Source organism: Nostoc sp. (assembly GCF_036919495.1).
Lineage (GTDB): Bacteria > Cyanobacteriota > Cyanobacteriia > Cyanobacteriales > Nostocaceae > Nostoc.
This window is the reverse complement of sequence record NZ_JBALBZ010000050.1, coordinates 24,587-46,995: the sequence shown is the minus strand read 5'-3', so window position 1 is coordinate 46,995 and position 22,409 is coordinate 24,587. Positions and strand designations below refer to the sequence as shown.

Here is a 22,409-nt window from a genome sequence, read left to right as displayed (position 1 = left end):
TTCTCTGACGAGACGCTGCGCGAATGCGTCCTTTGCGGTTCGTAAAAAAAACCATGAAGTTCCAAGGTTCATTCACGAGTATCAAACACTCATTCACGAAGCTCAGAGGTTCATCGACAAAGCTCAGAAGTTCATCGACAAGGCTCAGAGGTTCATCGACGAAGCTCAGAGGTTCATCGACGAAGCTCAGAGGTTCATTCACAATGAGTTAGAATTAATAACTTCTAGCTCATTATTGATTTTTACTTCTAATTAATTATCTTTTGGTCTAAATTTGTGCTTTCTTGTTTTTGGGCAATGTCCTTTACTGCTTTGCATTGCCTTTTGTCAATATCTGACTTAATAATGAGTCCCTTAGTATTAAGCGATATTTCCACTTGGTATTGACCATTCACCATATTAATCGCGGCGTAAGTTACTGTACCAAACATCATCACTCCGCAAAGTGATAAGATAATTTGCAGAATTCCCAGTTCTCGTTTCATTTTCAAAGCCCTAATCTCTTATATTTATCATTAAAATTTGGTGCAGTGTGAGAACTGAGTTGAGAAGTAGCCACTGATTAGACGAGTTTTTGTTGATTACTCAGTTAACTTCAGGATGACTATAAATTTATAGAGTGCAAGGCGTTATCGCTAAACAGCTTTGCTATTTAGCTAGTATAAAAACCTGATATACTCACAGCAGTTTCTCAATGAGGAATGATGGCGCGATCGCTCCGAGTAGCACCAGAGTATATTGAAAAAGTTAAGTCAGCACCTCAGCGTAACGGCTATCCCAGCCAGCAGTCCTTGGCTACTGATATAGGATTTTCTCTCTCGACAGTCAAAAGCTTTCTCACTGGTAAACCTATTGACTATCTAAATTTTGTGGAACTTAGCAAAAAACTGGCGTTAGATTGGCAAGACATTGCATACAAAGAACCAGAAATGATGATAATTGGCGTGAGGAAGGATTACGACAAATAAAACCATTTGCTGATTTATTAGATTCATAACTAGCAGAGTAACTATGAAAGCACACCGAATTGAAACAAAATTAACTAAAAACGGAACCTTGATTCTTGAGGATTTACCGTTTCAGGCTGGGGAAGCTGTTGAAATTATCATTCTAGAAACTCAGACTCGTCCCCAAGAAGCGAATTTGTATCCTTTGCGTGGCAAACAACCGTACCGTTATGACGATCCTTTTGAACCTGCTGTGCCTCTGGAAGATTGGGAAGTCTTGCAATGATTATACTGGATACCCATATATGGGTTTGGTGGGTTCAAGGTGATGCAAGACTGACCAAACAACATCAGAACTGGTTGCAACAATATGAATCCCAAGGATTAGGAATCTGCATAATGTCTTGTTGGGAAGTTGCCAAATTGGTAGAGATTGGCAAGCTAACTCTACCCTATTCAGTTGAAGAGTGGTTAACAGAAGCTTTAGCTTATCCAGGAGTGCAGTTACTCGAACTGACAATTCCAATTATCGTTGAATCAACCCAACTCACAGGTTTTCACCGAGATCCATTTGACCAAGTTATTGTAGCCACTGCTAGAATTAACGGCTGTCCGTTACTAACTGTTGACGCCAAAATTCTGGCATATCCTGGGGTACAAACTCTCAAAAAGTGAAAGAAAAGTTGGCGTTGCTGAATTAACCTATGAATTGTTCTTTGCCTCTTTGCGCTTTTACGTGAAGCTTTCTAAACAACCAATAGTCGTTGTCTAAGATAAGATCAATGGGCTTAAGATGGTTACGCCAAGCTGAAGGGCGGAAGACAAGCCAGAAAAGCAGTTGCAAGCTACCGAGTATTAAGTTGGGGTGCTGTTGGGGTGCATTGGTGTAAGCGTTGGGGGGTAATTGTGGTGAAGTCAACGTTTTTGCACTCCTATTTAATACTCGGCTTTGCTTAATCAGGATATTAAAGTTAGTACAGTGATGCGTTACGGCAAAGGCTAACGCATCCTACTAAAAATAGAAGTTAAAATACACGTACATTAGGCTTAGGTGGATCTTTACCGCTTATGCTGGCGTAATTGCTCTACTATATAGTCTTCCAGTTCTTGCCTTTCTCTCTTGCTGGCATTTCGTTGATAAGTTCTTGCTGTTTCTTGCATAAACTTGCGTTTCTCGCTTGGAGAAGATTTGAGTTTACCTCCAGCGCCTTGCAGCTTTTGCTGTAATTCTTCCCAAGTCTTTTCACCCACACTTTCGCCTAGTTTGGCTAGTACCTTTGGTAGTAATGTTCTTGCCTCTGTTTGAAAATCTTCTTCTGTCTCAAGGGAAGCTAAATCTATATTGCTGAAGTCGATATCGATTTGAAACTTACTCATAGAATTGTCTTTGTTCTTTTAACGATTATTACCACTATAGGGGGAAGATAGGTTTTACTTTCCTGTCAATCCTAGTACAGCATGGCGTAAATCCAGATACCATCTAAATTAACAAGGACAAGTTGCTCTAAGCAAATTACTCTTGTTAATGGTTGCAGCAAGCAACTCTGCTAAAGACCAATACGCTTGGGTTAAGGCTAAAACTCTTTATCAAAGTCAATTTTTTAACGAACCGCCTTTCCTTCTCTTCGAGAGGCTGCGCCAACGGAACGCTACGCGAACGCGCAGCATCTCGCAGAGAAGGACGCAAAGAGAAGGAAGAAATCCTTAACTGAACTGTATTGTGTTAAAGACCATTAACCTGCATTGGAGAAAAATTATGATCTTGAGTGCGATCCTATCACTTTGCATCTTTCTTAAGTAGTTATTTGTTTGGGATAAAAAACAAACCCTAACGATTAAATATCACGTTTAATCAGTAAAATAAGTTTTTACAAGTGATTTCAGACTGCTATATCATAAGGTTTTTAAATATTGTTAATACCTGCACAGCCAGGTTATCAATATTTAAAATGCTATCTTAAAGGCAAAGGTCATTTGCTCAATTTTTCAGGAAAAAAGTATGACTACAACGCTCATAGAGGCTAATTCTATCGAGTCATTGCTAGGTAAAGAGGCTGAAGACCTGCTTACCTACAAAGCAAAAGTTCCTACTGATTTATTACATTTGCCAGGGCCAGACTTTGTAGATCGCATCTGGCTCAATAGCGATCGCAACCCGCAAGTAATACGTAATCTTCAGTTACTTTATTCTACTGGTCGTCTTGCATATACTGGGTATGTGTCTATTCTCCCGGTAGACCAAGGGATTGAACACTCAGCAGGTGCGTCTTTTGCGCCCAATCCGATTTACTTTGACCCAGAAAATATTATCAGGCTAGCGATCGCCGCAGGTTGCAATGCGGTTGCTACCACTTTGGGGACATTAGGTATTGTTTCGCGCAAGTATGCCCACAAAATCCCCTTTATTGCCAAAATCAATCACAACGAATTGCTGACTTTCCCCAATCAATTTGACCAGATATTGTTTGCTGATGTGGAACAAGCTTGGAATTTAGGGGCAGCTGCCGTTGGTGCGACAATTTACTTTGGTTCAGAGAATTCTACCAGACAAATCCAAGAAATCAGCAAAGCTTTTAAACGCGCCCATGAACTGGGGATGGCGACAATTCTCTGGTGCTATCTGCGGAACAATGCTTTTAAACAAGATAAAGATTACCACCTTGCTGCCGATCTTACCGGGCAGGCGAATCATTTGGGTGTGACAATTGAAGCCGACATTATCAAACAAAAGTTACCAGAAAATAACAATGGTTACGGTGCAATTGCCAAAGCCACTGGTAAGAGTTACGGCAAAACTGATGAGCGGGTTTACACAGAGTTGACAACCGATCACCCAATTGATTTAACTCGTTACCAGGTGCTGAATTGCTACTCTGGGCGTGTGGGGCTGATTAATTCTGGTGGCGCAACTGGTAAAAATGACTTTGCAGAAGCAGTACGCACGGCTGTAATTAATAAACGGGCTGGTGGTTCAGGATTAATTTCTGGGCGAAAGACCTTCCAACGTCCTTTTGAGGAAGGTGTAAAACTGTTTCATGCCATTCAGGATGTTTATTTGTCGCCAGATGTGACGATAGCTTAGGGAGTGGGGAGTAGGGAGTTAGGAGTTATAACAATTTTTTCGCCAATGCCCTATGCCCCATTCTTATCTAATGTTTCGCAGTAAGAAATCTGGCTGACCACAACTTTTTTGCGATCGCTTCAAAATCTCGGCGCTACAAATACCAGGTTCGCCGTTTTTGGAATAACAAAAGAAGACTTCTTGCAAAAATCTTCCTGAACCAGAACAAAAAGGTGCTATTCCATCAGCAGTAATTTGATTATTCGCACTCACAAATGAATTTTTAAAATTTGTAATTGTAGTACGCAAGGGTTTATTAGGGCGATTGTAAGCTGCGGGAATAGCGATCGCATATTTTAACTTTTTACTCAATGCCAAGTATTCCGCAGGAGTTTTCCCCGAACAAGTACCATGTTTTTCCCATTCATGATCGTAAAGTTTATTACTAGGATACAAATTGGGAAATTGCCGCCTTACTTCCGACGGTAATTTTTGCGTGGAACAATTAGCAGGATAACCAGCTTGGTATTGTGGCCACAAACCATGTAATACAAAACCAAGTTTCCTTCCCGAACCGCACTGCTGCTGGTCACGGCTACCATTTGTCGCACAATAATCCGGCGACCAAGAAAGTGTCAGTACATAAAAATCAAATTTACCCGGAGTACCACGATTTTGAGCAATGGCAGCATTAGGTATAAAAAAACTAGTAATTAACAGAGAAGATGCAATTAAAAGTTTCTTAATCTGCATATAAACAGTTAGTTTCCTGTAAAATTAAAGTTATATACAATACATTGTTAACAGTCAAGAATCAAACCGCTTCGCAAAGTCATTGGGCATGGGGAAGGGTGCAGAGGAGAGCAATTTTCCCCCTGCTCCCTCCACTCGCCAATCCCAACGAATTTAGAAAAGCAAATCTTGGTAGAGATTCTGGGATATCCTTAGATAAGTGAAAGATTTGCCAAAAATAGTAAGAATGAAGCTGGCAGCAAGAGTAAGTCAGGTAACACCTTCATTAACCTTAGCGATCGCAGCCAAGGCTAAGGCACTGAAGGCAGAGGGAATAGATGTTTGTAGTTTTAGCGCTGGAGAACCAGATTTTGATACTCCAGCGCATATTAAAGCCGCAGCAGTAAAAGCTTTGGAAGAAGGCAAAACCAAGTATGGTGCAGCAGCCGGAGAACCAAAGTTAAGGGAAGCGATCGCCCATAAGCTTAAAATTGATAACGGTCTTGATTACAAGTCAGAGAATGTCATCGTCACCAATGGCGGTAAGCATTCTCTGTACAACTTAATCGTGGCGCTAATCGATCCAGGTGATGAGGTAATTATCCCTGCACCCTACTGGCTAAGTTATCCCGAAATGGTGACTTTGGTCGGTGGAGTTTCGGTAATTGTCCCTACAGATGCAACGACGGGTTATAAAATTACTCCCGAACAACTTCGTAAAGCAATCACACCGAAGACAAAGTTATTTATCCTCAACTCTCCATCTAATCCTACAGGGATGGTTTACACGCCAGATGAAATCAAAGCACTGGCGCAGGTAGTAGTTGATGCAGATATCTTTGTCGTCTCCGATGAGATTTACGAAAAGATTCTCTACGACGGTGCAGAACATATCAGCATCGGTTCTCTAGGGAAGGAAATTTTTGACCGCACTTTGATTAGTAATGGGTTTGCGAAGGCTTATTCCATGACTGGGTGGAGACTTGGTTATTTAGCGGGGCCTGTGGAAATCATTAAAGCAGCGAGTACCATCCAAGGGCATAGTACATCTAACGTGTGTACCTTTGCCCAATATGGTGCGATCGCAGCGCTACAAAGTTCTCAAGATTGCGTCGAAGAAATGCGCCAAGCCTTTGCCAAACGCCGCCAGGTGATGCTAGACAGACTCAATGCGATTCCCGGATTGAGTACCGCAAAACCAGATGGCGCTTTTTATCTGTTTCCTGATATCAGCAAAACTGGTCTAAAATCTTTAGAATTTTGTGACGCTTTGCTGGAAAAATATCAAGTTGCAGTCATTCCCGGAATTGCTTTTGGCGCTGATGACAATATTCGCCTTTCCTACGCCACAGATATGGCGACGATTGAAAAGGGAATGGATAGATTGGAGAAATTTGTCAAGTCGCGTATTTAGTTGGTTGTCATTTGTCATTTGTGAGGAGAATTTACTAACTCTCCAATTTTTTAACTCCACCTTTTCTTCTAAGTCGGAAAAGGTGGAGTTCTTTTTCAAGCTTGAAGTTCCTAGTTCTGAAATTTCAATTAATTACAGCGTTACGATACATAAATATACTTGAAACCTTTACCAATGACAAATGACAACTGAACGTCACCGTCCCCCGATACTTAAACCAAATGAATTCTATACATTATTCCGCAGTTATTTCCAAATGAAATTCGCTCCCGCCGATATTCTGCGGGAATTAGGAGTAACTTTAACTAAAGCAACAATCAATTTACCTGTCGCTGCTTCAGAATTACTGACTCGACTACCAGATTTACACCAACGCCTAGAAGACGCGATCGCTCGTGTTAGTCTAACTAGTGAAGTTGCTAGACGCGAAGTATTAACCGCACCCATTTTGTTAGAAGTAGCCCACATCACAAAAGCAATAGTTAATATTGAGTACCCCATTGAAGTTAACCAGTATCTCAGAGGTGACTTAGACTACTATCTTCAGTCAAAACACAATATTTTGGTGGTAGAAGCAAAACAGGCAGACTTAACACGGGGATTTACCCAGTTAGCGACAGAATTGATTGCCTTGGATACGTGGGTAGAATCAGATGAGCCAATTTTGTACGGTGCTGTAACTACTGGGGATATTTGGCAGTTTGGTAGTTTTGACCGCCAAGAACAAAAAGTGAGTCAAGATTTAATGTTGTATCGAGTGCCAACTGATTTAGAAATTTTGATGCAGATTTTAGTGGGAATTTTGATGCAAGGTTAAACAGATGCAACGCCTCAAGCATCTACTTCTGAAGTCGGTTAATGATTTCCAGCACTTTTTGGTAATCCTCTATTTTTCCTTGTTGTTTAAAGATATCTGCGGCTTGCTGGAAGTCAGTAATTGCCCCCTTGTTATCTCCCAATTGGACGCGCACAATACCCCGATTACCGTAAGCTTTGGCCTCGTTGGGATTAATCCGCAAAGTTTGGTTGAAATCTTCGATTGCCCCCTTTTTATCTCCCAAATCAGCGCGGGCAATACCCCGACTACCGTAAGCTTCGGCATCGTTGGGATTAATCCGCAAAGTTTGGTTGAAATCTTCGATTGCCCCCTTTTTATCTCCCAAATCAGCACGGGTAATACCCCGGTTGTAGTAGGCTTCAGCTAAGTTAGGATTAATCCGCAAAGCTTGGTTGTAATCTTCGATTGCCCCCTTTTTATCTCCCAAATCAGCGCGGGCAATACCCCGACTACCGTAAGCTTCGGCATCGTTGGGATTAATCTGCAAAGTTTGGTTGAAATCTTCGATTGCCCCCTTTTGATCTCCCAAATCAGCGCGGGTAATACCCCGGTTGTAGTAGACTTCAGCTAAGTTAGGATTAATCCGCAAAGCTTGGTTGAAATCTTCGATTGCTCCCTTTTTATCTCCCAATTCATCGTGGACAATACCCCGGTGGCTATAAGCTTTAGCAAAGTTAGGATTGAGGCGAATTGCTTCAGTATAAGCTGCGATCGCTCCTTGCAAATCTCCTTTCTTTTGCTTATCCAAACCCTGATTAAAGAAATCTTCATCTGTGAGTGTTGCAACTTTGGGAGCATCAGTTAGACGAATTCCCAAGAAATTTATGTCATTAGCATAACTGGGCTGATTGATGGTTGCAGTAGTGGTAAATGTAGTCAAGGTTGCTATGGCGAAGGTTTTTGCAACCCCTATCGACAATTGAGGAGACAAGAATTGTCTTATAAATAACATAAAAAATAAATGTTATTGTTGAGTGTTTATACAAAATATTACAGGCTTACTAAGGAACTTTACGCCGATTTGCCTGTAAGCACCACAATATGTAAAATAGTGCATTACGCTACTGGAGATTTTTTTAATTGCAAGTCTTTTAACCTGATGTTCAGGGTTCTCAGCCTTATGTTTTCTGTTCCGAAGCTCAAGTTCCGAGTTCCGAAGCTCAAAGTTCCGAGTTCCAAACTTAAAGTTCCGCGCATTCATACGAATAATCGTGCCACAGTGCAAACAAAATTTGGTAACAGAGGTGAAGAGAGGTCATCTGTTACGAATAATGTTGCTACTAATTTCAGAACTGCTTTTTCCCGGCGATACACTTCAACCTGTTGTAATTGCCAGTTCAAAATCCAATATTCTTGAACTCCTCTAGAAGCGTATAATTTTAGCTTAACTTCCCGGTCGCGTCGCTCGTTTTGGACTCCAGGAGAAAGTACTTCTACAACCAGTTCTGGCGCTCCCGTTAAATGTCCTTCATTGTCAAGTAAAATGGCAAGGCGTTCTTTACTTACCCAAACCACATCGGGAATAACATTATCTGCATCAGTAAAAATAATTCCTGGTGTTGGGACAGCCTCACCAAGACCTGTTGAGAATGACCAAGTTCTTAATTCTGCATAAATATTACCACTAGCTTTTTGATGTCCCCAATGCGGTGCCCTAGTCACAAATAATTCTCCATCGATAATTTCGTAGCGATTGCCGTTATCTGGCAATAACTCTAAATCTGCACTTGTCCAGCGTATCCGTTCATCAATGGTTTGGCTCATAGGAATCTCTGAAATATTGATACTAATATCCTAATGTCATTTCTCATTTCTCATTCTCTCCCATGCCCAATCCCCCCTCACATCTACATCAACTCCATCTCCTGCAACCCCTGGCGTAGTCTCTTCGCTTCTTCGGGATTATACCTTTCATGAAGGGCGATCGCTTTTCTAAAAGCTGTTAAACTATCTTGATGATTGCCAACTTTCAGCAACACTACCCCTAAATTTTGATACGCTTCGGCATAGTTGGGATTTAAGGCGATTGCATTTTGATAATATGCGATCGCATCTGTAAATAAACCCAAAGCTTTAAATATCATCGCCAAATTATAATGTCCAAAAACAAAATTAGGGTCAATTTTCAAAGTTGTGGCGTAAGCAGTTTTTGCACCATTTAAATCTCCTGCTACTTTGAGTAAGTTACCCAAGTTGATGTATGCTCCTAGTTTGAGCATGGGGTAAATTGGCAATTTGATCGCAGCTTGATAATGAGAAATAGCCTGTGGAGATTTTTGCAACCGACTGTAAGCAATACCTAAATGATAGTGGAGTTCATATAAAATATCGTAGTTTTCTTCAGCAGTGGTGATTCCTCGTCTAAGCAACTCCATACCTTGGGTAATTTTCCCAGTTTCCACATACAATGCCCCTAATTTACTACAAACATAAGGGTCATCAGGATGAGTCGCGAGAAATCCTTCCATTGCTGTAGCTGCTTTGGCATATTTGTTATTTTGAGCGATCGCACTTTTTTGATATCCTACGTGTAAAAGTGCCACTCCTGGTAAATAACCTACTTGCCAATGAGGTTCTTTGGTTATAATTGCAGACACGCTATCATCCACTAAAGCATGATAAGGACGGTCAAAGCGAATATCTGGATGATTGCGAAACAGCCTAGAAACCAAAGAATAGGGAGATTGTTCTGCACCAATTTCGTGGCGGACGAGGTTGATTAGTAGGTATTCGTCTCTTGCGATCGCCTCTCGCAACTGCGGTATTATTGTTGGTGTGAGAGTTTCATCAGCATCTAATACCAGAATCCAATCTCCAGTGACATATTTTAGAGCTGCATTGCGGGCAGCACTAAAGTCATTACACCATTTAAAATGATAGACTTTTGCACCCAGTTGTTGGGCAATATTGGGAGTGCGATCGATTGAGCCTGTATCCAAGACTACCATTTCATCTACCACTTTTTGGACACTGCTCAGGCATTTAGGCAGTGTTGCTGCTTCATTTTTCACAATCATGCACAGACTGAGTTTCATATTGCCAATAAATTATGGTTCAAATTTTTTGCTTGTAGTGACCAACTTTTATTTTGTGCCGATATAGCATCAAACCATCATAAGGCGAGTTTTTGACAAAGGACAGTCATTTGTCAAGAGTTACTCTCCCACTCTCCTTATCCCCTACCCCCAACTAGAACTGCCTTATCCCAACGACTTGCTCATAGCATCGTAAGGGAGGGGGTATGCATCAATGACCAATAATTTAGTTTTTTGACAATATTTCTAAGTAAGGCTAAAAAATCTTAACAGGCTGAGTCTCTAGAAAACTTGCTATATTAAGTTGTAAAGTGTAATTTTGTATTCATGTCACACTAGTCTTTACCGACAATGGCGATCCAAGCCGATTTATTAAAAAAAATTCTAGAAAATCGCCCCCTTCCCTGTACCTAATCCTCTAATACGTGTACACTCAAAATAATAAAATTATCTAATATATCTATGGGTAATGATTAATAATATTTTAAACTAGATATTACCCATTTTTCATGTTTACTATTATATTTACGCATTATATAGAGAATCATATATAATGAAAAATTCTTTTGTCAGAACAGCAAATTTATTTCGCCAAAATCTCAAAGATTATTTGCGATCGCTTAACGTTTGGTTTTTAGATACACCAGAAAGGGCACTCTTAGAAGCTCAACAAGCCGCTCAAAAAATTAAAAACATTGAGATAGAACATTTTGATGGCAAGAAAATATCTTCACAATCAGTAAATTATACTGAAAATGTGATGTCTTATTGGCAAGGCTACCTCGATAAGAATTTAACTACTATCAAAGTAAGACTTATAGAGTTTCGCCTTAGTCGCAAAACTTTAAATCTTTCTAATTCCCTATTGTTAGAAAAGTTGACAATTATTGATGAAGTTGTAGAGAGATACGCACTAAAAGATGAACTAATTAGCAACGATGCATTAATAGCAACTTCTCAATCACTACAAATTGACCAAGGTGAAATCAACAAACAGCCATCATCTAATATTAATAATATTCGACCTCAACCTCCATCTCAACAAGCTAGATTATTATCGACGTCTAGGGGTCAAAGACTTAATAGAATCAAAGCAAATTTCCTACCGCAGACGGAAGAAGAGTTTGTTAGAAATTACCGAATCTCTAAAAATAGGACAAAAACTTCTATAAGATTTATCCTAACGTTAATTATTGTACCCTTTTTAACCCAGCAATTATCTAAAAACTTTTTAGTATATCCCATATTAGAAAGAAATACAGAAAGCAATATAACCCAGATTTTTACCAATTCTGATATAGAAAAAGAAGCTCTCCATGAATTGCATAATTATCAACAAAGTCTGAGGTTTGAATATTTCCTAAATCAAGCACCACAACTTTCTTCAGAATTAATACAAGAAAAGATAAAAGACAAAGCTATTGAGATAGCTGAAGAATTTCACATAAAACATAATAGTGCTATTAGTAATGTATTTGCTGATTTGATATCACTAATTTCTTTTAGTATAATTGTCATTATAAGCAAAAAAGAAATTGTGATTGTGAAATCTTTTATAGATAATATTGTTTTTGGACTAAGTGATAGTGCCAAGGCTTTTTTAATTATTCTCTCTACAGATATATTCGTAGGATTTCACTCACCAGAAGGATGGGAAGTTATTGTGGAAGGATTCGTAGAACATTTAGGACTGCCAGGTAATAAAACCATAGTATTTTTCTTTATTGCTACATTTCCGGTAATTTTAAATACTATCTTTAAATACTGGATATTCCGCTATCTGAGCCGTTTATCTCCGTCGGCATTAGCTACATTAAAAGAGATGGATGAGGGTAATTGATAATTCGTAATGACGCTCGTTCCTTCCTAACGCTACGCTATCGCTAACGCTAATACCAATTCTGTATGAAGATGCACATAATCAGTCCCCCCAAAACATCGGGGGGACGGCGTAGCCGGGGGGTAAATATATGCAGCTTCACAAAGAAACGGTATAACGTAATTCATAATTATTTTGGCGTATTTGTCTCTTGATTCGCTAGGCTATGTATATCCTGGTTCTTTTGAAGTTTACTATGGATTTTGAAAGCAAAGCTAATGCCTCAACTCCTACAGACAATATAGAGTTTGCTCAACCAACTACTAGCCGTAAGCCATTAGAATTACTGCGAGATACTGAGGCTTTGCTACGCCGCCCAACCGTAGCAACACTGTCGTCGATTTTGCCACCAAAACTGAGCAATAGATTCCAAGCAACGCCATATTTAGCAGATGATTCTTTTAAAGAATTGGCAGAAATTGACCTAGATACTATTAGTGATTTTGAACTGCGACATGCACGAATTGGTGTTGGCTTAAGCTTTGTTGGTTTTGGGGCGCTGATGATATTAGTACTGCTGCTGTACTTAAACACGTTGCGTCCAGAACTTAGTACGGGTGAGCAAATTCGGCAATACTGGTATCAATATGTTTTGTTTGTCAGTTTGGGTGTTGCAGGGATGTTTATGTTGGGACGTGAAGCGATGCGTCCTATGCCAAGACGACGAAAATCAAAATAGCAAGTGCTGAGTAAAAGTAATTTATAACAACCTTATGGGTTCGCGTAGCGTGTTACAGACAGACACTGCACCTACTTTGCTTAAGAGTAGGGGTACGCCTACGTCATTAAGTTTTATAACAGGAATTTAGAAAGAATCACAAAACTTACCGATGATGAATAGGGACTTAAACTCCCAGAATTGGTTAAAAGTTATGAATCACGATGCTTTCATTGTTCCACCAGGTTCAAAGATTTCTTTGAAAAAAAACTATGACCCAGCCTATAAGACTGAGTTTCATGAAAAAGCTGATGCTGCAACTAAATTACAGGCAGATATTGAACGACTAGCAAATTACCAAAATATTCTCTACGCTCAAAATACATATTCTTTGTTGATTATTTTTCAGGCAATGGATGCTGCTGGTAAAGATAGCACAATTAAACATGTGACTTCTGGTGTAAACCCGCAAGGATTTCAGGTGTTTAGTTTCAAGGGCCCCAGTGCGGAAGAATTAGACCATGACTACCTGTGGCGAACAACTAAGGCTTTACCAGAAAGAGGTCGAATTGGAATATTCAACCGTTCATACTATGAAGAAGTACTAGTGGTTCGTGTCCATCCAGAAATACTGAAAAAGCAACAACTTCCCCACTTAGCTGAAGGGAATAAGATATGGAAGCAGCGTTTTGAAGAAATCAATAACTTTGAAAAATATTTGGTAAATAATGGTGTGATTATCCTGAAGTTTTTTTTGAATGTCTCAAAAGCAGAGCAGAAAAAGCGCTTCTTACAACGGATTGATTTTCCTGAAAAAAATTGGAAGTTTTCAGATAGCGATGTCCGAGAACGAGCTTTTTGGGATGATTATATGAATGCTTATGAAGAAATTTTTAATAACACTAGTACTAAATGGGCCCCGTGGTATATTATTCCTGCCGATCGCAAATGGTTTACACGCCTGACTGTTGCCAATATAATCTGCACAAAATTAGAAGAACTAAATCTGCAATACCCGAAAGTTAATGAGGAACATAAACAGCAACTTTTACAGGCAAAACGCATTTTAGAACAGGAGGATTAAGGTATTTATTAAAGAAAGAAAGAAAGAAAGAAAGAAAGAAAGCGTAAAAATAAGATAAATATAGTGTATAATATATTTAGATTAAAGATAAAAATTTTTAAATTAATGATATTTCTAACTAAACAGGTTTGTCTGATAGAAACAGGCAAAAAATCATGACTCAGATGGCAGAAAATGCCAAAAATTATCTACCTCACTTTAATAATGCCGCCTTTGATATTATAGCGATCGCAGCCTCAGCAGGAGGTTTAACTGCTTTAATTAAAGTGCTATCGACTCTACCTCCAGAATTTACAGCCGCGATCGCCATTGTGCAACACCTCGCTCCCGAATATCCGTCGCTCATGGCAGAAATTATCAATCGGCGCACGGCTCTTACGGTCAAAAAGGCAGAAGAGGGAGATTGCCTGACCCCAGGAACGGCTTACATTGCTCCACCTAATCGTCACTTGCTGGTTAACGGTGACGGCACTCTTTCCTTATCACAGTCGGAATTAGTACATTTTTTACGTCCTTCGGCTGACCTATTATTTGAATCGGTTGCAGCCACTTACAAAAATAGAGCTATCGCCCTTGTGCTAACTGGAACGGGTAGCGACGGCGCGATAGGGGTAGAAGCAATTAAGAAAATGGGCGGTATCATCATTGTTCAAGACGCAAAAACCGCCGAATTTTCTGGGATGCCCTCCGCCGCGATTAGAACTGGCAATGTAGATTTTATTCTTCCTCTCGATGAAATCTCTAGCGCCCTAGTAAGTTTAGTCATGGGAGAATCTTAGGGAACTCCAAGAAATAAATTATCCAATATTGTGGGGTGGGCATCTTGCCTGCCCAGTCCATAGGGCGGGCGAGACGCCCACCCCACAAGAATTAATTGGATATTTTTTTATTTGGAAGTCCCTTACTAAGCTGAGGGGCTGAAGAAATATATTTTAAAATGCAGCTTGGTGTCAACTTAGTTTAAGTGATATTTTGCACCTGCCCACTTTCCCGCCAGAGAATAAATTCTCTGGCTAGTAGCTTAATTCTACTAAGCGTAGACTCCAATCCTTCCCAATACTGCGTAGGTTTCTAAGATACAAGGTTGGGTTGAAGGTCGTGAAACCCAATAAAGCCTTGAAAATGTTGGGTTTCGTTCCTCAACCCAACCTACCCCGGAGTGCTTTTTTGGGCAAAACCTACGCAGTATTGCAATCCTTCCTTAGGGACTTCCAAATAAAAAAATATACAACTATTTATTGTGGGGTGGGCGTCTCGCCCGCCCATAGTCAAAGGCGGGCAAGATGCCCACCCCACAAGATTGGATAATTTATTTATTGGAAGTCCCTTATTCAGTCTTCAATAGATAGACTTTAGCTATAAGCCTCATAATAAATTCTGAGGCCGTTGTTGAGACTGGTGCAAGTTCTGAGTTAACGTCATTAATGAGGCTTAGAACTCCTTTAATGAGTCTTTGATGCTCATTAATGAGGCTTAGAACTCCTTTAATGAGTCTTTGATACTCGTGGACGAGTCTTTGATACTCGCAGACGCAGTTTTATAACTCTACTCATTTGCCCCCAGCCCTCTGCCCCTACCTTATGACTTCCCCAGAAAAAGACCCCGAGTTTGAAAATTTACTACTTTATCTCAGACAAAGCCGGGGATTCGATTTTACAGGCTATAAGCGCTCCACTTTGATGCGTCGGGTATGCAAGCGAATGCAATCATTGAGCGTAGACAACTTTGGAGATTATCTAGACTACCTAGAAGTTGATCCAGAAGAATTCAATTATCTTTTCAACACTATCCTAATTAACGTCACCGCTTTTTTTCGAGATTCATCAGCTTGGGAATATCTACGAGAAGAAGTGTTGCCTAATCTGATTAAAAATAAAAAAAGTTCTGACCAAATCCGTATCTGGAGCGCTGGTTGTGCTTCTGGGGAAGAAGCTTATACCCTGGCAATGTTGATGGCTGAAATGTTGGGAGCAGAGGAATTTCGCCAACGAGTGAAAATCTATGCCACCGATGTAGATGAAGAGGCTCTCAACCAGGCACGTATTGCTGCGTATTCAGCCAAAGAAATCCAGACAGTGCCAGATCAACTGCGGCAGAAATACTTTGAGGTTATCGGGAACCGCTATGTCTTCCGCCAAGACTTGTGCCGCTCAGTGATTTTTGGTCGCCACGATCTGCTTCAGGATGCGCCCATTTCGCGCTTAGATTTGCTGGTTAGCCGCAATACGATGATGTATTTTAATTCTGAGACTCAAGGGCGAATTCTGGCTCGGTTTCATTTTGCACTAAACGATGCAGGCTATCTGTTTTTGGGAAAAGCGGAGATGCTATTGATGCATTCGAGTCTGTTTACGCCACTAGACTTAAAAAACCGGATATTTACTAAGGTATCGTCGGTGAATATCCGCAATCGCCTTTTAATTATGGCAAATTCAGTAGATGACGAATCTAGCAACCGTTTGTCTCGACACCTCCGGTTGCGAGATATGGGTTTTGACACAACACCAATCGCCCAAATAGTCATTGATAACAATGGAACTCTGGTGCTGGTGAACGAGCAGGCGCGGAATTTGTTTGGCCTTTCCTCCAGAGATTTAGCTCGTCCCTTCCAGGATCTGGAACTTTCCTATCGACCAATTGAGTTGCGATCGCTAATTGAACGGGCTTGTAATGAACGCCGCCCTATCACCCTGACAAATGTAGAGCGTTATTTATCCAATGCAGAAACCCAATATCTGGATGTGCGGATTACGCCTTTGCAAGACACCGACACAAATTTCTTAGGTGTAAGCATCTCTTTTCATGATGTCACGCGTTACATTAAACTCCAAGAGGCGCTGCAACGATCCCGACAGGAATTAGAAACTACCAACGAAGAACTCCAATCCACTAATGAAGAATTAGAAACTACCAACGAAGAACTCCAATCTACCAACGAAGAATTAGAAACTACCAACGAAGAACTCCAATCCACCAACGAAGAATTGGAGACGATGAATGAAGAATTACAATCTACTAATGAAGAATTACAGACAATGAATAACGAGTTGAGCGAGCGCACCACAGAATTGAATCGTACTAATATTTTCCTGATCTCTATTCTCAGAAGTCTCCAAACTGGAATAGTAGTAATTGATAGCAGCTTTAATATATCAATTTGGAATTACATGGTAGAAGATTTATGGGGCTTGCGAACTGATGAAGTTTTAGGACAGTCTATCTTCAGCCTAGACATTGGGCTACCCGTCGAGCAGTTGCGATCGCCCATCCGCGACTCCCTATCTGGGAAAAAACAGTTTCAAGAAATGATCCTCGATGCTACCAATCGTCGGGGTAGGCAAATAAAATGTTACCTAGCGATTACTCCATTGCTTGGCATTGAAATGCAGGGAGCAGTTTTAATGATGGCAGATGTAGAGAGTGTCAGCAGTATGATTTCTATTGAAGGAATCCAAGAACGGCAGCAGCAGTCATAAAAAAGTAGGGAGCAGGGAGCAGGGGGCAGGGGGAGCAGGGGAGCAGGGGAGGCAACCCTGTCTGTGGGGTTTCATCAACAGAAATTTTGAATCATTTTTTTATTGTTTGTAAATCAATATAGATTATTGCAAATATGTTTTTGCAAATAATTGACATAAAAGAAGAGTAGTGAAAGCCGTACTAAGTAAGTAGGGTATTTTGGATTTGTGCGATAAGTAGGCAATGTCTATAAAGGGCTATGACGCTCGAACGCGAACAGGAGCGATCGCACAATAAGACTCGCTTTAGCTTCTCCAAAAGAAGCGATCGCTTCAGTTAAGGATTATTTATCAAAATTTGATGCGTGTAGAGACATGCGATGTCTACGACGGGCTATTTGGCGTCGCTGTTGAAAGTTAATACGCACAAAGCCACAAATTATGCATAACCTGTTTTAAGCAAAGCTTATATTTTTATAGATAGAAGTTATCAATTAATAACTGAGGAACTATTGCTTATTTGTAACGGAATTGTTATATTTCTTTACATAAAGATATAAAAGCAACCTGAATGCGTTAAACCACTGTTTATCAAGGTCTTCTAGATAACTATGCAGTTGAACCTGCAATGTGCTTTGCCGAGTATCCATCAACGGCAAGAAAATCGCTATGCCTTTGGTAAAACGATGTCTACGCCAAGACTGCTGAGTGCCTTTGTTAACAGCTAGACCCATTTACTTTCTGTCTTTGCACATTTGATTTTCACATTCGATACAACTGTAATTTTCTTTTGGGAACATCTGTTATGTCTTTTACCATCCAGTCGGCTCAAAGTATTTTTCCCGGCACTCTAGTTGCTGACATTGTTCCAACTGTTGTTGAATCATTCTCTCAGCTCAATGCTGAAGATCAACTAGCATTACTCTGGTTTGCCTATACCGAGATGGGTAGAAGTATTACGGTTGCCGCTCCAGGAGCAGCTAACATGATCCTTGCACAAGGCTTACTCGAACAAATTAAGCAGATGCCTTTTGAGGCTCAAACGCAAGTCATGTACGATCTAGCTAACCGTGCTGACACTCCCCTGTGCCGTTCCTATGCATCCTTCACCGTGAACATCAAATTGGGCTTCTGGTATCAGTTAGGAGAATGGATGGCTCAGGGAATCGTTGCTCCTATCCCAGAGGGCTACAAGCTTTCTCCTAAAGCTGCTGATGTGTTGCAAGCAATCCGCAATGCTGATTCAGGTCAACAAATCACAATTTTACGCAATACCGTAATTAGCATGGGATTTGACCCGAATGCTCCTGGTAGTTACAAAAAAGTCACAGAGCCAGTGTCTCCTCCCACTGCACAAGCATTTCGGACTAAAGTCACCATTGAGGGTATCAACAACGCTACAGTGTTGGGCTATATCAACAACATGAATGCCAATGACTTTGATGCTGCGGTTGCTCTGTTTCGTTCTGAAGGTGCTTTGCAACCCCCCTTTGAAAGACCAATTGTTGGTCAAGATGCAATCCGCGCTTATATGCGTGAAGAATGCCAGGGATTAAAGATGATACCAGAGCGTGGTATATCTGAGCCAGTAGAAGATGGCTATACACAAGTTAAAGTCACAGGTAAAGTCCAAACCCCTTGGTTCGGTGCCAGTGTTGGGATGAATATTGCATGGCGGTTTTTGATAGATCCCCAAGGCAAAATCTTTTTTGTAGCGATTGACTTGCTCGCTTCTCCGAAAGAACTGCTCAACCTAGTACGTAAATAAACCACTCTTTTAGGGGCACGGTAGTCCGTGCCTCTACGAAAAACTTGAAGAAGCGACACCGCTAGCGTAGCGGTAGCGAGTCCGCGTTCGCTTTTAGCGTCTCGTAGAGAGCGTCATAGCCCATCGTAGATATCGCCACCTCGGTATGCTTAAACACAAGAAACTTAATAAGGGCTTATTTAGTATTTTCGTTGTGCGATCGCTATTAAAAGCAACCGATACCATCGGCAATATTGTAAAAGATTGTTAAATATTTTTAAGGATTGGTGCAGAGTTATTAAAAGTCTCCTAATGAGAGCTATTTCCAGCAATTATCGATTAGATACTGTAATTTTAAGGTGAGAAATGGAGAGTTGGAAGGCGGGCTGTATGGATGCTGATGAACTTCTCAAACGCTATTGTGCAGGAGAGAGAAATTTTCCTCAAGTAAGCTTGCATTTAGTTAACCTCAGCGAGGTGTGTTTAGCTGGAATCAATTTGAATCGAGCTAACTTAGCTAATGCGACTTTATCACAGTCCAGCCTGCGGGGAGCAAACCTGATCGAAGCAAATTTGACTGCGGCGGTTCTCTGGAGAACCGACTTCAGTGGAGCAAACATGATTTTAGCAAACCTCAAGGCTGCTAATCTGATACGGGCAACTCTTAGGAAAGTGGACTTGCATAAGGCTTCTTTAACGAAAGCAGATTTACGTTTAGCAGACTTGCATGATGCTGACCTCAGTAGTGCAAACTTGGCTGGGGCAGATTTGCGCTATGCTAACTTAAGCGGTGCTTTTTTGGCTGGGGCAAATTTCAATGGTGCAAACCTGACTGGCGCAAAGTTGAGCAATACAGACCTGAGTCATGCTAGTCTTGCCAAAGCTAATTTGTACAAAACTGATCTAAGTTACGTTGATTTGACGGAAGTAGACCTGACTGGGGTCGATTTGCACCACTGCTTAGTTAACGGAGTCACCCTACCTGAACGAAGCTTAATTGAAGCGGGTTGAGCGTCGCTGCGGTCTAATTGAAAATTCAGTCTTTAATTTTGAATTACAATTTGGGATTTTGGGAAAGAGCGATCGCTCTTGCCTAAAAATCCTGTTTTTGTCTGATTGTGTTATGCAAATATTTAAGATATCTACTTTAAATTAAACAGAAATGGTTTTACAGATGAAATCATCCGATCTAATTCAGTTTTATTGTGTTTGAGAAGATAGTGCCCCCACAATTCATTCGTGTTATCAGAGCAATCTTTTGCAAGAGCTTCTCCGATCTTCTCAAAGTTCTTATTAATATCTCTCCTTAAACTCTCTGGTTCAGATAAAACTCCAAGAACAAATACTCTATTTTTTAAATTATCTGGAATCTGAGCATTTACATAAATTAATCTATCTTCATATTCATCAAAATCAATCAGCAAAGCAATCATTCTGTCTGGATATTGTCGCATTGTAGAGGCATAATTATTCGTGAATTTATCCACAACGTCTGTCCAACCACGAGCCTCTGGTAGGACTTGAATAGCACGGCGATCAAGGTTTAGATCAAGAATAAATCCGTTTGCAATCTGACGATTAGCATCGTCTTCAGGCAATACAAGAATATGCGGTCTATGCTTATTTATGCTCATAGTTCTATATCGCCACTAATCAAAGCATCTACAAGATCACCGGGAACAGAAATATCACTGAGTAATCTGATTAAAGTTGGCTCTAAGTGGCTTTTTCGATCAAGTACAAAGGTATTTTCATTTGAAAACTTTCGGATTGCTTCCTGATCATGCGAAGTCACCAAAATTTGTCCACTATTCTTAAATGAGCGTCGCAGTGATGATATAAAATGTCCAACCTCTGATATGGCGAGATAGTTATCAGGCTCGTCCCAGAAGCAAAAAAGAGGGCCGTATGATTCGTTAGCAGCTAAGACAACAGAGCAAAGAAAAAAGCATTTTTCTCCATCAGATAAGGCTTCAAAGTCAACACTCAGATTCGCATTATTTTTTTGAAACCGAACAATCATGCTTTTTGAGTCTTTGCCGATTAGTTCATTCAGAAAATCCTTAACATCAGGCATAACTTCACGGAGATATTGGACAACCTGTGTGTACGCAGCAGGATAGCGACTGAGTAACCCAGAAAACCACTCCCCGAAGTTTGAAGCATCCCGTTTTGGCTCCAAAGTGTCTCCGTTGGAGTCTCCTGTCATCAAACTTGGGATCGGGGCTAAAATAATCATGCGAGCAAGCCAAGTCTTGAAAATACGAAGTGGATCAGTTTCTGATTGCTCCTGAATTACTGGAAGAGCGACAAGATGCCAATCCACCAAAAACTGAGCCTCACGATTTTGTGAACTGTTGTGAAGAGTAACTTTGGCTTCCTTTCGAGAGTAAATTGGATCTCCTGAAACTAGCAGTTGTTCTTCAGAAACTCGAAGCTCTTTAAATTTTTCTGGCAACTCCAAGGCAAGCACATATTTATATAATTTATCGTCAAGTAATACTTCTATTTCAAACCGGATCGGAACATCAGACCTTCCACGAGGAAAATCTTTTGACTGGACAAGTAGGCCAACTCTATTTATGCCTCGGCTAATCTTCTGAAGTACCTCTAATGCAGAAGCAATAGTTGATTTACCTGAACCGTTTTTTCCAATTAAGAGAGCCGATGACATCCCTTTTATGGGCAGTTTAAAGTTTTCTAGGCATCTGAAGTTGTTTATATATAGTCTTTGGAGCATAGGAAAACGATTCCGAGGAGTGGAAAGTGAAAGAACTTTTTGATCTGCCTAAGTAGTGAATAAGCATTGCCACGAACATCTTGATAATTCGGGTGCTTTGCTGAACGACAGAGAGATTAGCTACATACATATTAGATTACATTTACTTTCATAACAAATGCCACCATCTCATCATGCGATCGCACCCCACACAGCACTAAACTAGAAAGTAAGATGCTCACAATAGCCTATGAATGCTACGACAACCACTTTCCCTTCTACACTCAAATTGAAAATCGACTTAACTGATGAGCAATTTTTCCAGATGTGTCAGAAAAACCGCGATTATCGATTTGAGCGTACAGCATCAGGGGAAATATTAATTATGTCATTAACAGGTAGTGATACTGGCAGACGTAATGTTAAAATTACCACTCAATTAGATATTTGGAACTCTGAGACTAATTTAGGCGAAGTTTTTGACTCTTCAACCGATTTCACCCTACCTAATGGTGCAGAACGTTCTCCTGATGCTTCTTGGGTAAAAATTGAGCGGTGGAATGCTTTAACCCCAGAACAACAAGAAAAATTTGCCCCAATTTGTCCTGATTTTGTAGTAGAGTTGCGTTCTCGTACTGATTCCTTAAAAGAATTGCAAGAGAAAATGCAGGAGTATATCGAAAATGGCGCTCAATTAGGCTGGTTAATCGACCGAAAAAACAAGCGAGTAGAAATTTATCATCCAGGTAAAGATGTAGAGATATTAGACAATCCTGTTAGTTTATTAGGAGAAAATGTACTACCTGGATTTGTGTTGCATTTAGAGCAGATTATGTAGAT

General features: G+C 40.4%; 23 protein-coding genes. 14 read left to right on the top strand and 9 right to left on the bottom strand.

From position 1 onward, the window contains the following. Nucleotides 1-248: 248 nt before the first annotated feature. Nucleotides 249-485 carry a hypothetical protein gene (locus V7K25_RS06820; RefSeq protein ID WP_335156287.1) on the bottom strand — a complete coding sequence of 79 codons (237 nt, stop codon included), beginning with the start codon at nucleotides 483-485 and terminating at the stop codon, nucleotides 249-251. A 216-nt stretch (nucleotides 486-701) separates the two neighbouring features. On the opposite strand from V7K25_RS06820, the gene V7K25_RS06815 reads away from it, so the two are divergent. From V7K25_RS06815 to V7K25_RS06805, 3 genes are read left to right on the top strand one after another with little or no spacing between them, the layout of a single operon-like run. After that, entirely contained in the window at nucleotides 702-968 is a 267-nt protein-coding gene (locus V7K25_RS06815; protein ID WP_335156285.1) for a hypothetical protein, read from the top strand. A gap of 43 nt (nucleotides 969-1,011) precedes the next feature. Then, nucleotides 1,012-1,233 (top strand): hypothetical protein, encoded by a 222-nt coding sequence (locus V7K25_RS06810; protein ID WP_335101417.1) that lies wholly within the window; start codon nucleotides 1,012-1,014, stop codon nucleotides 1,231-1,233. Further along, nucleotides 1,230-1,622: a type II toxin-antitoxin system VapC family toxin gene (locus tag V7K25_RS06805; RefSeq protein WP_335156283.1), complete on the top strand. Its 393-nt coding sequence runs from the start codon at nucleotides 1,230-1,232 to the stop codon at nucleotides 1,620-1,622. Before V7K25_RS06810 ends, V7K25_RS06805 begins: the two co-directional genes overlap by 4 nt. 22 nt (nucleotides 1,623-1,644) lie before the next feature. On the opposite strand, the gene V7K25_RS06800 is transcribed toward V7K25_RS06805, so the two are convergent. Together V7K25_RS06800 and V7K25_RS06795 are read right to left on the bottom strand one after the other, a co-directional pair. Then, a complete protein-coding gene (locus tag V7K25_RS06800; RefSeq protein ID WP_335156281.1) occupies nucleotides 1,645-1,866 on the bottom strand; it encodes a hypothetical protein in 222 nt (73 codons plus the stop codon). Nucleotides 1,867-2,006: 140 nt separating this feature from the next. Further along, nucleotides 2,007-2,324 (bottom strand): hypothetical protein, encoded by a 318-nt coding sequence (locus V7K25_RS06795; protein WP_335156279.1) that lies wholly within the window; start codon nucleotides 2,322-2,324, stop codon nucleotides 2,007-2,009. A gap of 622 nt (nucleotides 2,325-2,946) precedes the next feature. On the opposite strand from V7K25_RS06795, the gene V7K25_RS06790 reads away from it, so the two are divergent. After that, nucleotides 2,947-4,029 carry a class I fructose-bisphosphate aldolase gene (locus V7K25_RS06790; RefSeq protein ID WP_335156277.1) on the top strand — a complete coding sequence of 361 codons (1,083 nt, stop codon included), beginning with the start codon at nucleotides 2,947-2,949 and terminating at the stop codon, nucleotides 4,027-4,029. A gap of 63 nt (nucleotides 4,030-4,092) precedes the next feature. On the opposite strand, the gene V7K25_RS06785 is transcribed toward V7K25_RS06790, so the two are convergent. After that, nucleotides 4,093-4,761, bottom strand: coding sequence for a ribonuclease T2 family protein (locus tag V7K25_RS06785; RefSeq protein ID WP_335156275.1), 669 nt, complete (start codon nucleotides 4,759-4,761; stop codon nucleotides 4,093-4,095). Nucleotides 4,762-4,987: 226 nt separating this feature from the next. Between V7K25_RS06785 and V7K25_RS06780 the strand changes: the two genes are divergently transcribed. Further along, on the top strand, nucleotides 4,988-6,154 hold the full coding sequence (locus V7K25_RS06780; protein WP_335156273.1) for a pyridoxal phosphate-dependent aminotransferase: 1,167 nt from the start codon (nucleotides 4,988-4,990) through the stop codon (nucleotides 6,152-6,154). A gap of 181 nt (nucleotides 6,155-6,335) precedes the next feature. Continuing rightward, a complete protein-coding gene (locus tag V7K25_RS06775) occupies nucleotides 6,336-6,971 on the top strand; it encodes a hypothetical protein (RefSeq protein WP_335156271.1) in 636 nt (211 codons plus the stop codon). Nucleotides 6,972-6,993: 22 nt separating this feature from the next. Here the strand turns inward: V7K25_RS06775 and V7K25_RS06770 are convergent, their stop codons facing one another. The 3 genes from V7K25_RS06770 to V7K25_RS06760 form a co-directional block, all read right to left on the bottom strand. After that, the gene (locus V7K25_RS06770) at nucleotides 6,994-7,872 is read right to left on the bottom strand and encodes a tetratricopeptide repeat protein (protein ID WP_335156269.1); all 879 of its coding nucleotides are present in this window, start codon (nucleotides 7,870-7,872) and stop codon (nucleotides 6,994-6,996) included. A 317-nt stretch (nucleotides 7,873-8,189) separates the two neighbouring features. Continuing rightward, the gene (locus tag V7K25_RS06765) at nucleotides 8,190-8,756 is read right to left on the bottom strand and encodes a Uma2 family endonuclease (protein WP_335156267.1); all 567 of its coding nucleotides are present in this window, start codon (nucleotides 8,754-8,756) and stop codon (nucleotides 8,190-8,192) included. A gap of 83 nt (nucleotides 8,757-8,839) precedes the next feature. Beyond that, entirely contained in the window at nucleotides 8,840-10,027 is a 1,188-nt protein-coding gene (locus V7K25_RS06760; RefSeq protein WP_335156265.1) for a glycosyltransferase, read from the bottom strand. A gap of 553 nt (nucleotides 10,028-10,580) precedes the next feature. Here V7K25_RS06760 and V7K25_RS06755 point away from each other — a divergent pair. The 7 genes from V7K25_RS06755 (at nucleotide 10,581) to V7K25_RS06725 (ending at nucleotide 19,861) form a co-directional block, all read left to right on the top strand. After that, complete coding sequence (locus tag V7K25_RS06755; RefSeq protein WP_335156263.1) at nucleotides 10,581-11,867, top strand: proton extrusion protein PcxA; 1,287 nt, start codon at nucleotides 10,581-10,583, stop codon at nucleotides 11,865-11,867. Nucleotides 11,868-12,102: 235 nt separating this feature from the next. Then, entirely contained in the window at nucleotides 12,103-12,585 is a 483-nt protein-coding gene (locus V7K25_RS06750; protein ID WP_335156261.1) for a hypothetical protein, read from the top strand. A 193-nt stretch (nucleotides 12,586-12,778) separates the two neighbouring features. Next, nucleotides 12,779-13,648 carry a polyphosphate kinase 2 family protein gene (locus V7K25_RS06745; protein ID WP_335156259.1) on the top strand — a complete coding sequence of 290 codons (870 nt, stop codon included), beginning with the start codon at nucleotides 12,779-12,781 and terminating at the stop codon, nucleotides 13,646-13,648. Nucleotides 13,649-13,803: 155 nt separating this feature from the next. Next, nucleotides 13,804-14,427, top strand: a complete 624-nt coding sequence (locus tag V7K25_RS06740) for a chemotaxis protein CheB (RefSeq protein ID WP_335156257.1) — start codon at nucleotides 13,804-13,806, stop codon at nucleotides 14,425-14,427. A gap of 801 nt (nucleotides 14,428-15,228) precedes the next feature. Then, nucleotides 15,229-17,124 (top strand): CheR family methyltransferase, encoded by a 1,896-nt coding sequence (locus V7K25_RS06735; protein ID WP_335156255.1) that lies wholly within the window; start codon nucleotides 15,229-15,231, stop codon nucleotides 17,122-17,124. A 784-nt stretch (nucleotides 17,125-17,908) separates the two neighbouring features. Beyond that, nucleotides 17,909-18,871: an orange carotenoid protein N-terminal domain-containing protein gene (locus V7K25_RS06730; RefSeq protein ID WP_335156253.1), complete on the top strand. Its 963-nt coding sequence runs from the start codon at nucleotides 17,909-17,911 to the stop codon at nucleotides 18,869-18,871. Nucleotides 18,872-19,216: 345 nt separating this feature from the next. Continuing rightward, on the top strand, nucleotides 19,217-19,861 hold the full coding sequence (locus tag V7K25_RS06725; RefSeq protein ID WP_335156251.1) for a pentapeptide repeat-containing protein: 645 nt from the start codon (nucleotides 19,217-19,219) through the stop codon (nucleotides 19,859-19,861). A 131-nt stretch (nucleotides 19,862-19,992) separates the two neighbouring features. Here V7K25_RS06725 and V7K25_RS06720 read toward each other — a convergent pair whose 3' ends face one another. Continuing rightward, complete coding sequence (locus V7K25_RS06720) at nucleotides 19,993-20,484, bottom strand: hypothetical protein (RefSeq protein ID WP_335156249.1); 492 nt, start codon at nucleotides 20,482-20,484, stop codon at nucleotides 19,993-19,995. After that, nucleotides 20,481-21,590 (bottom strand): AAA family ATPase, encoded by a 1,110-nt coding sequence (locus V7K25_RS06715; protein WP_335156247.1) that lies wholly within the window; start codon nucleotides 21,588-21,590, stop codon nucleotides 20,481-20,483. Before V7K25_RS06715 ends, V7K25_RS06720 begins: the two co-directional genes overlap by 4 nt. 229 nt (nucleotides 21,591-21,819) lie before the next feature. On the opposite strand from V7K25_RS06715, the gene V7K25_RS06710 reads away from it, so the two are divergent. Further along, nucleotides 21,820-22,407 carry a Uma2 family endonuclease gene (locus tag V7K25_RS06710; RefSeq protein WP_335156245.1) on the top strand — a complete coding sequence of 196 codons (588 nt, stop codon included), beginning with the start codon at nucleotides 21,820-21,822 and terminating at the stop codon, nucleotides 22,405-22,407. Nucleotides 22,408-22,409: the final 2 nt, after the last annotated feature.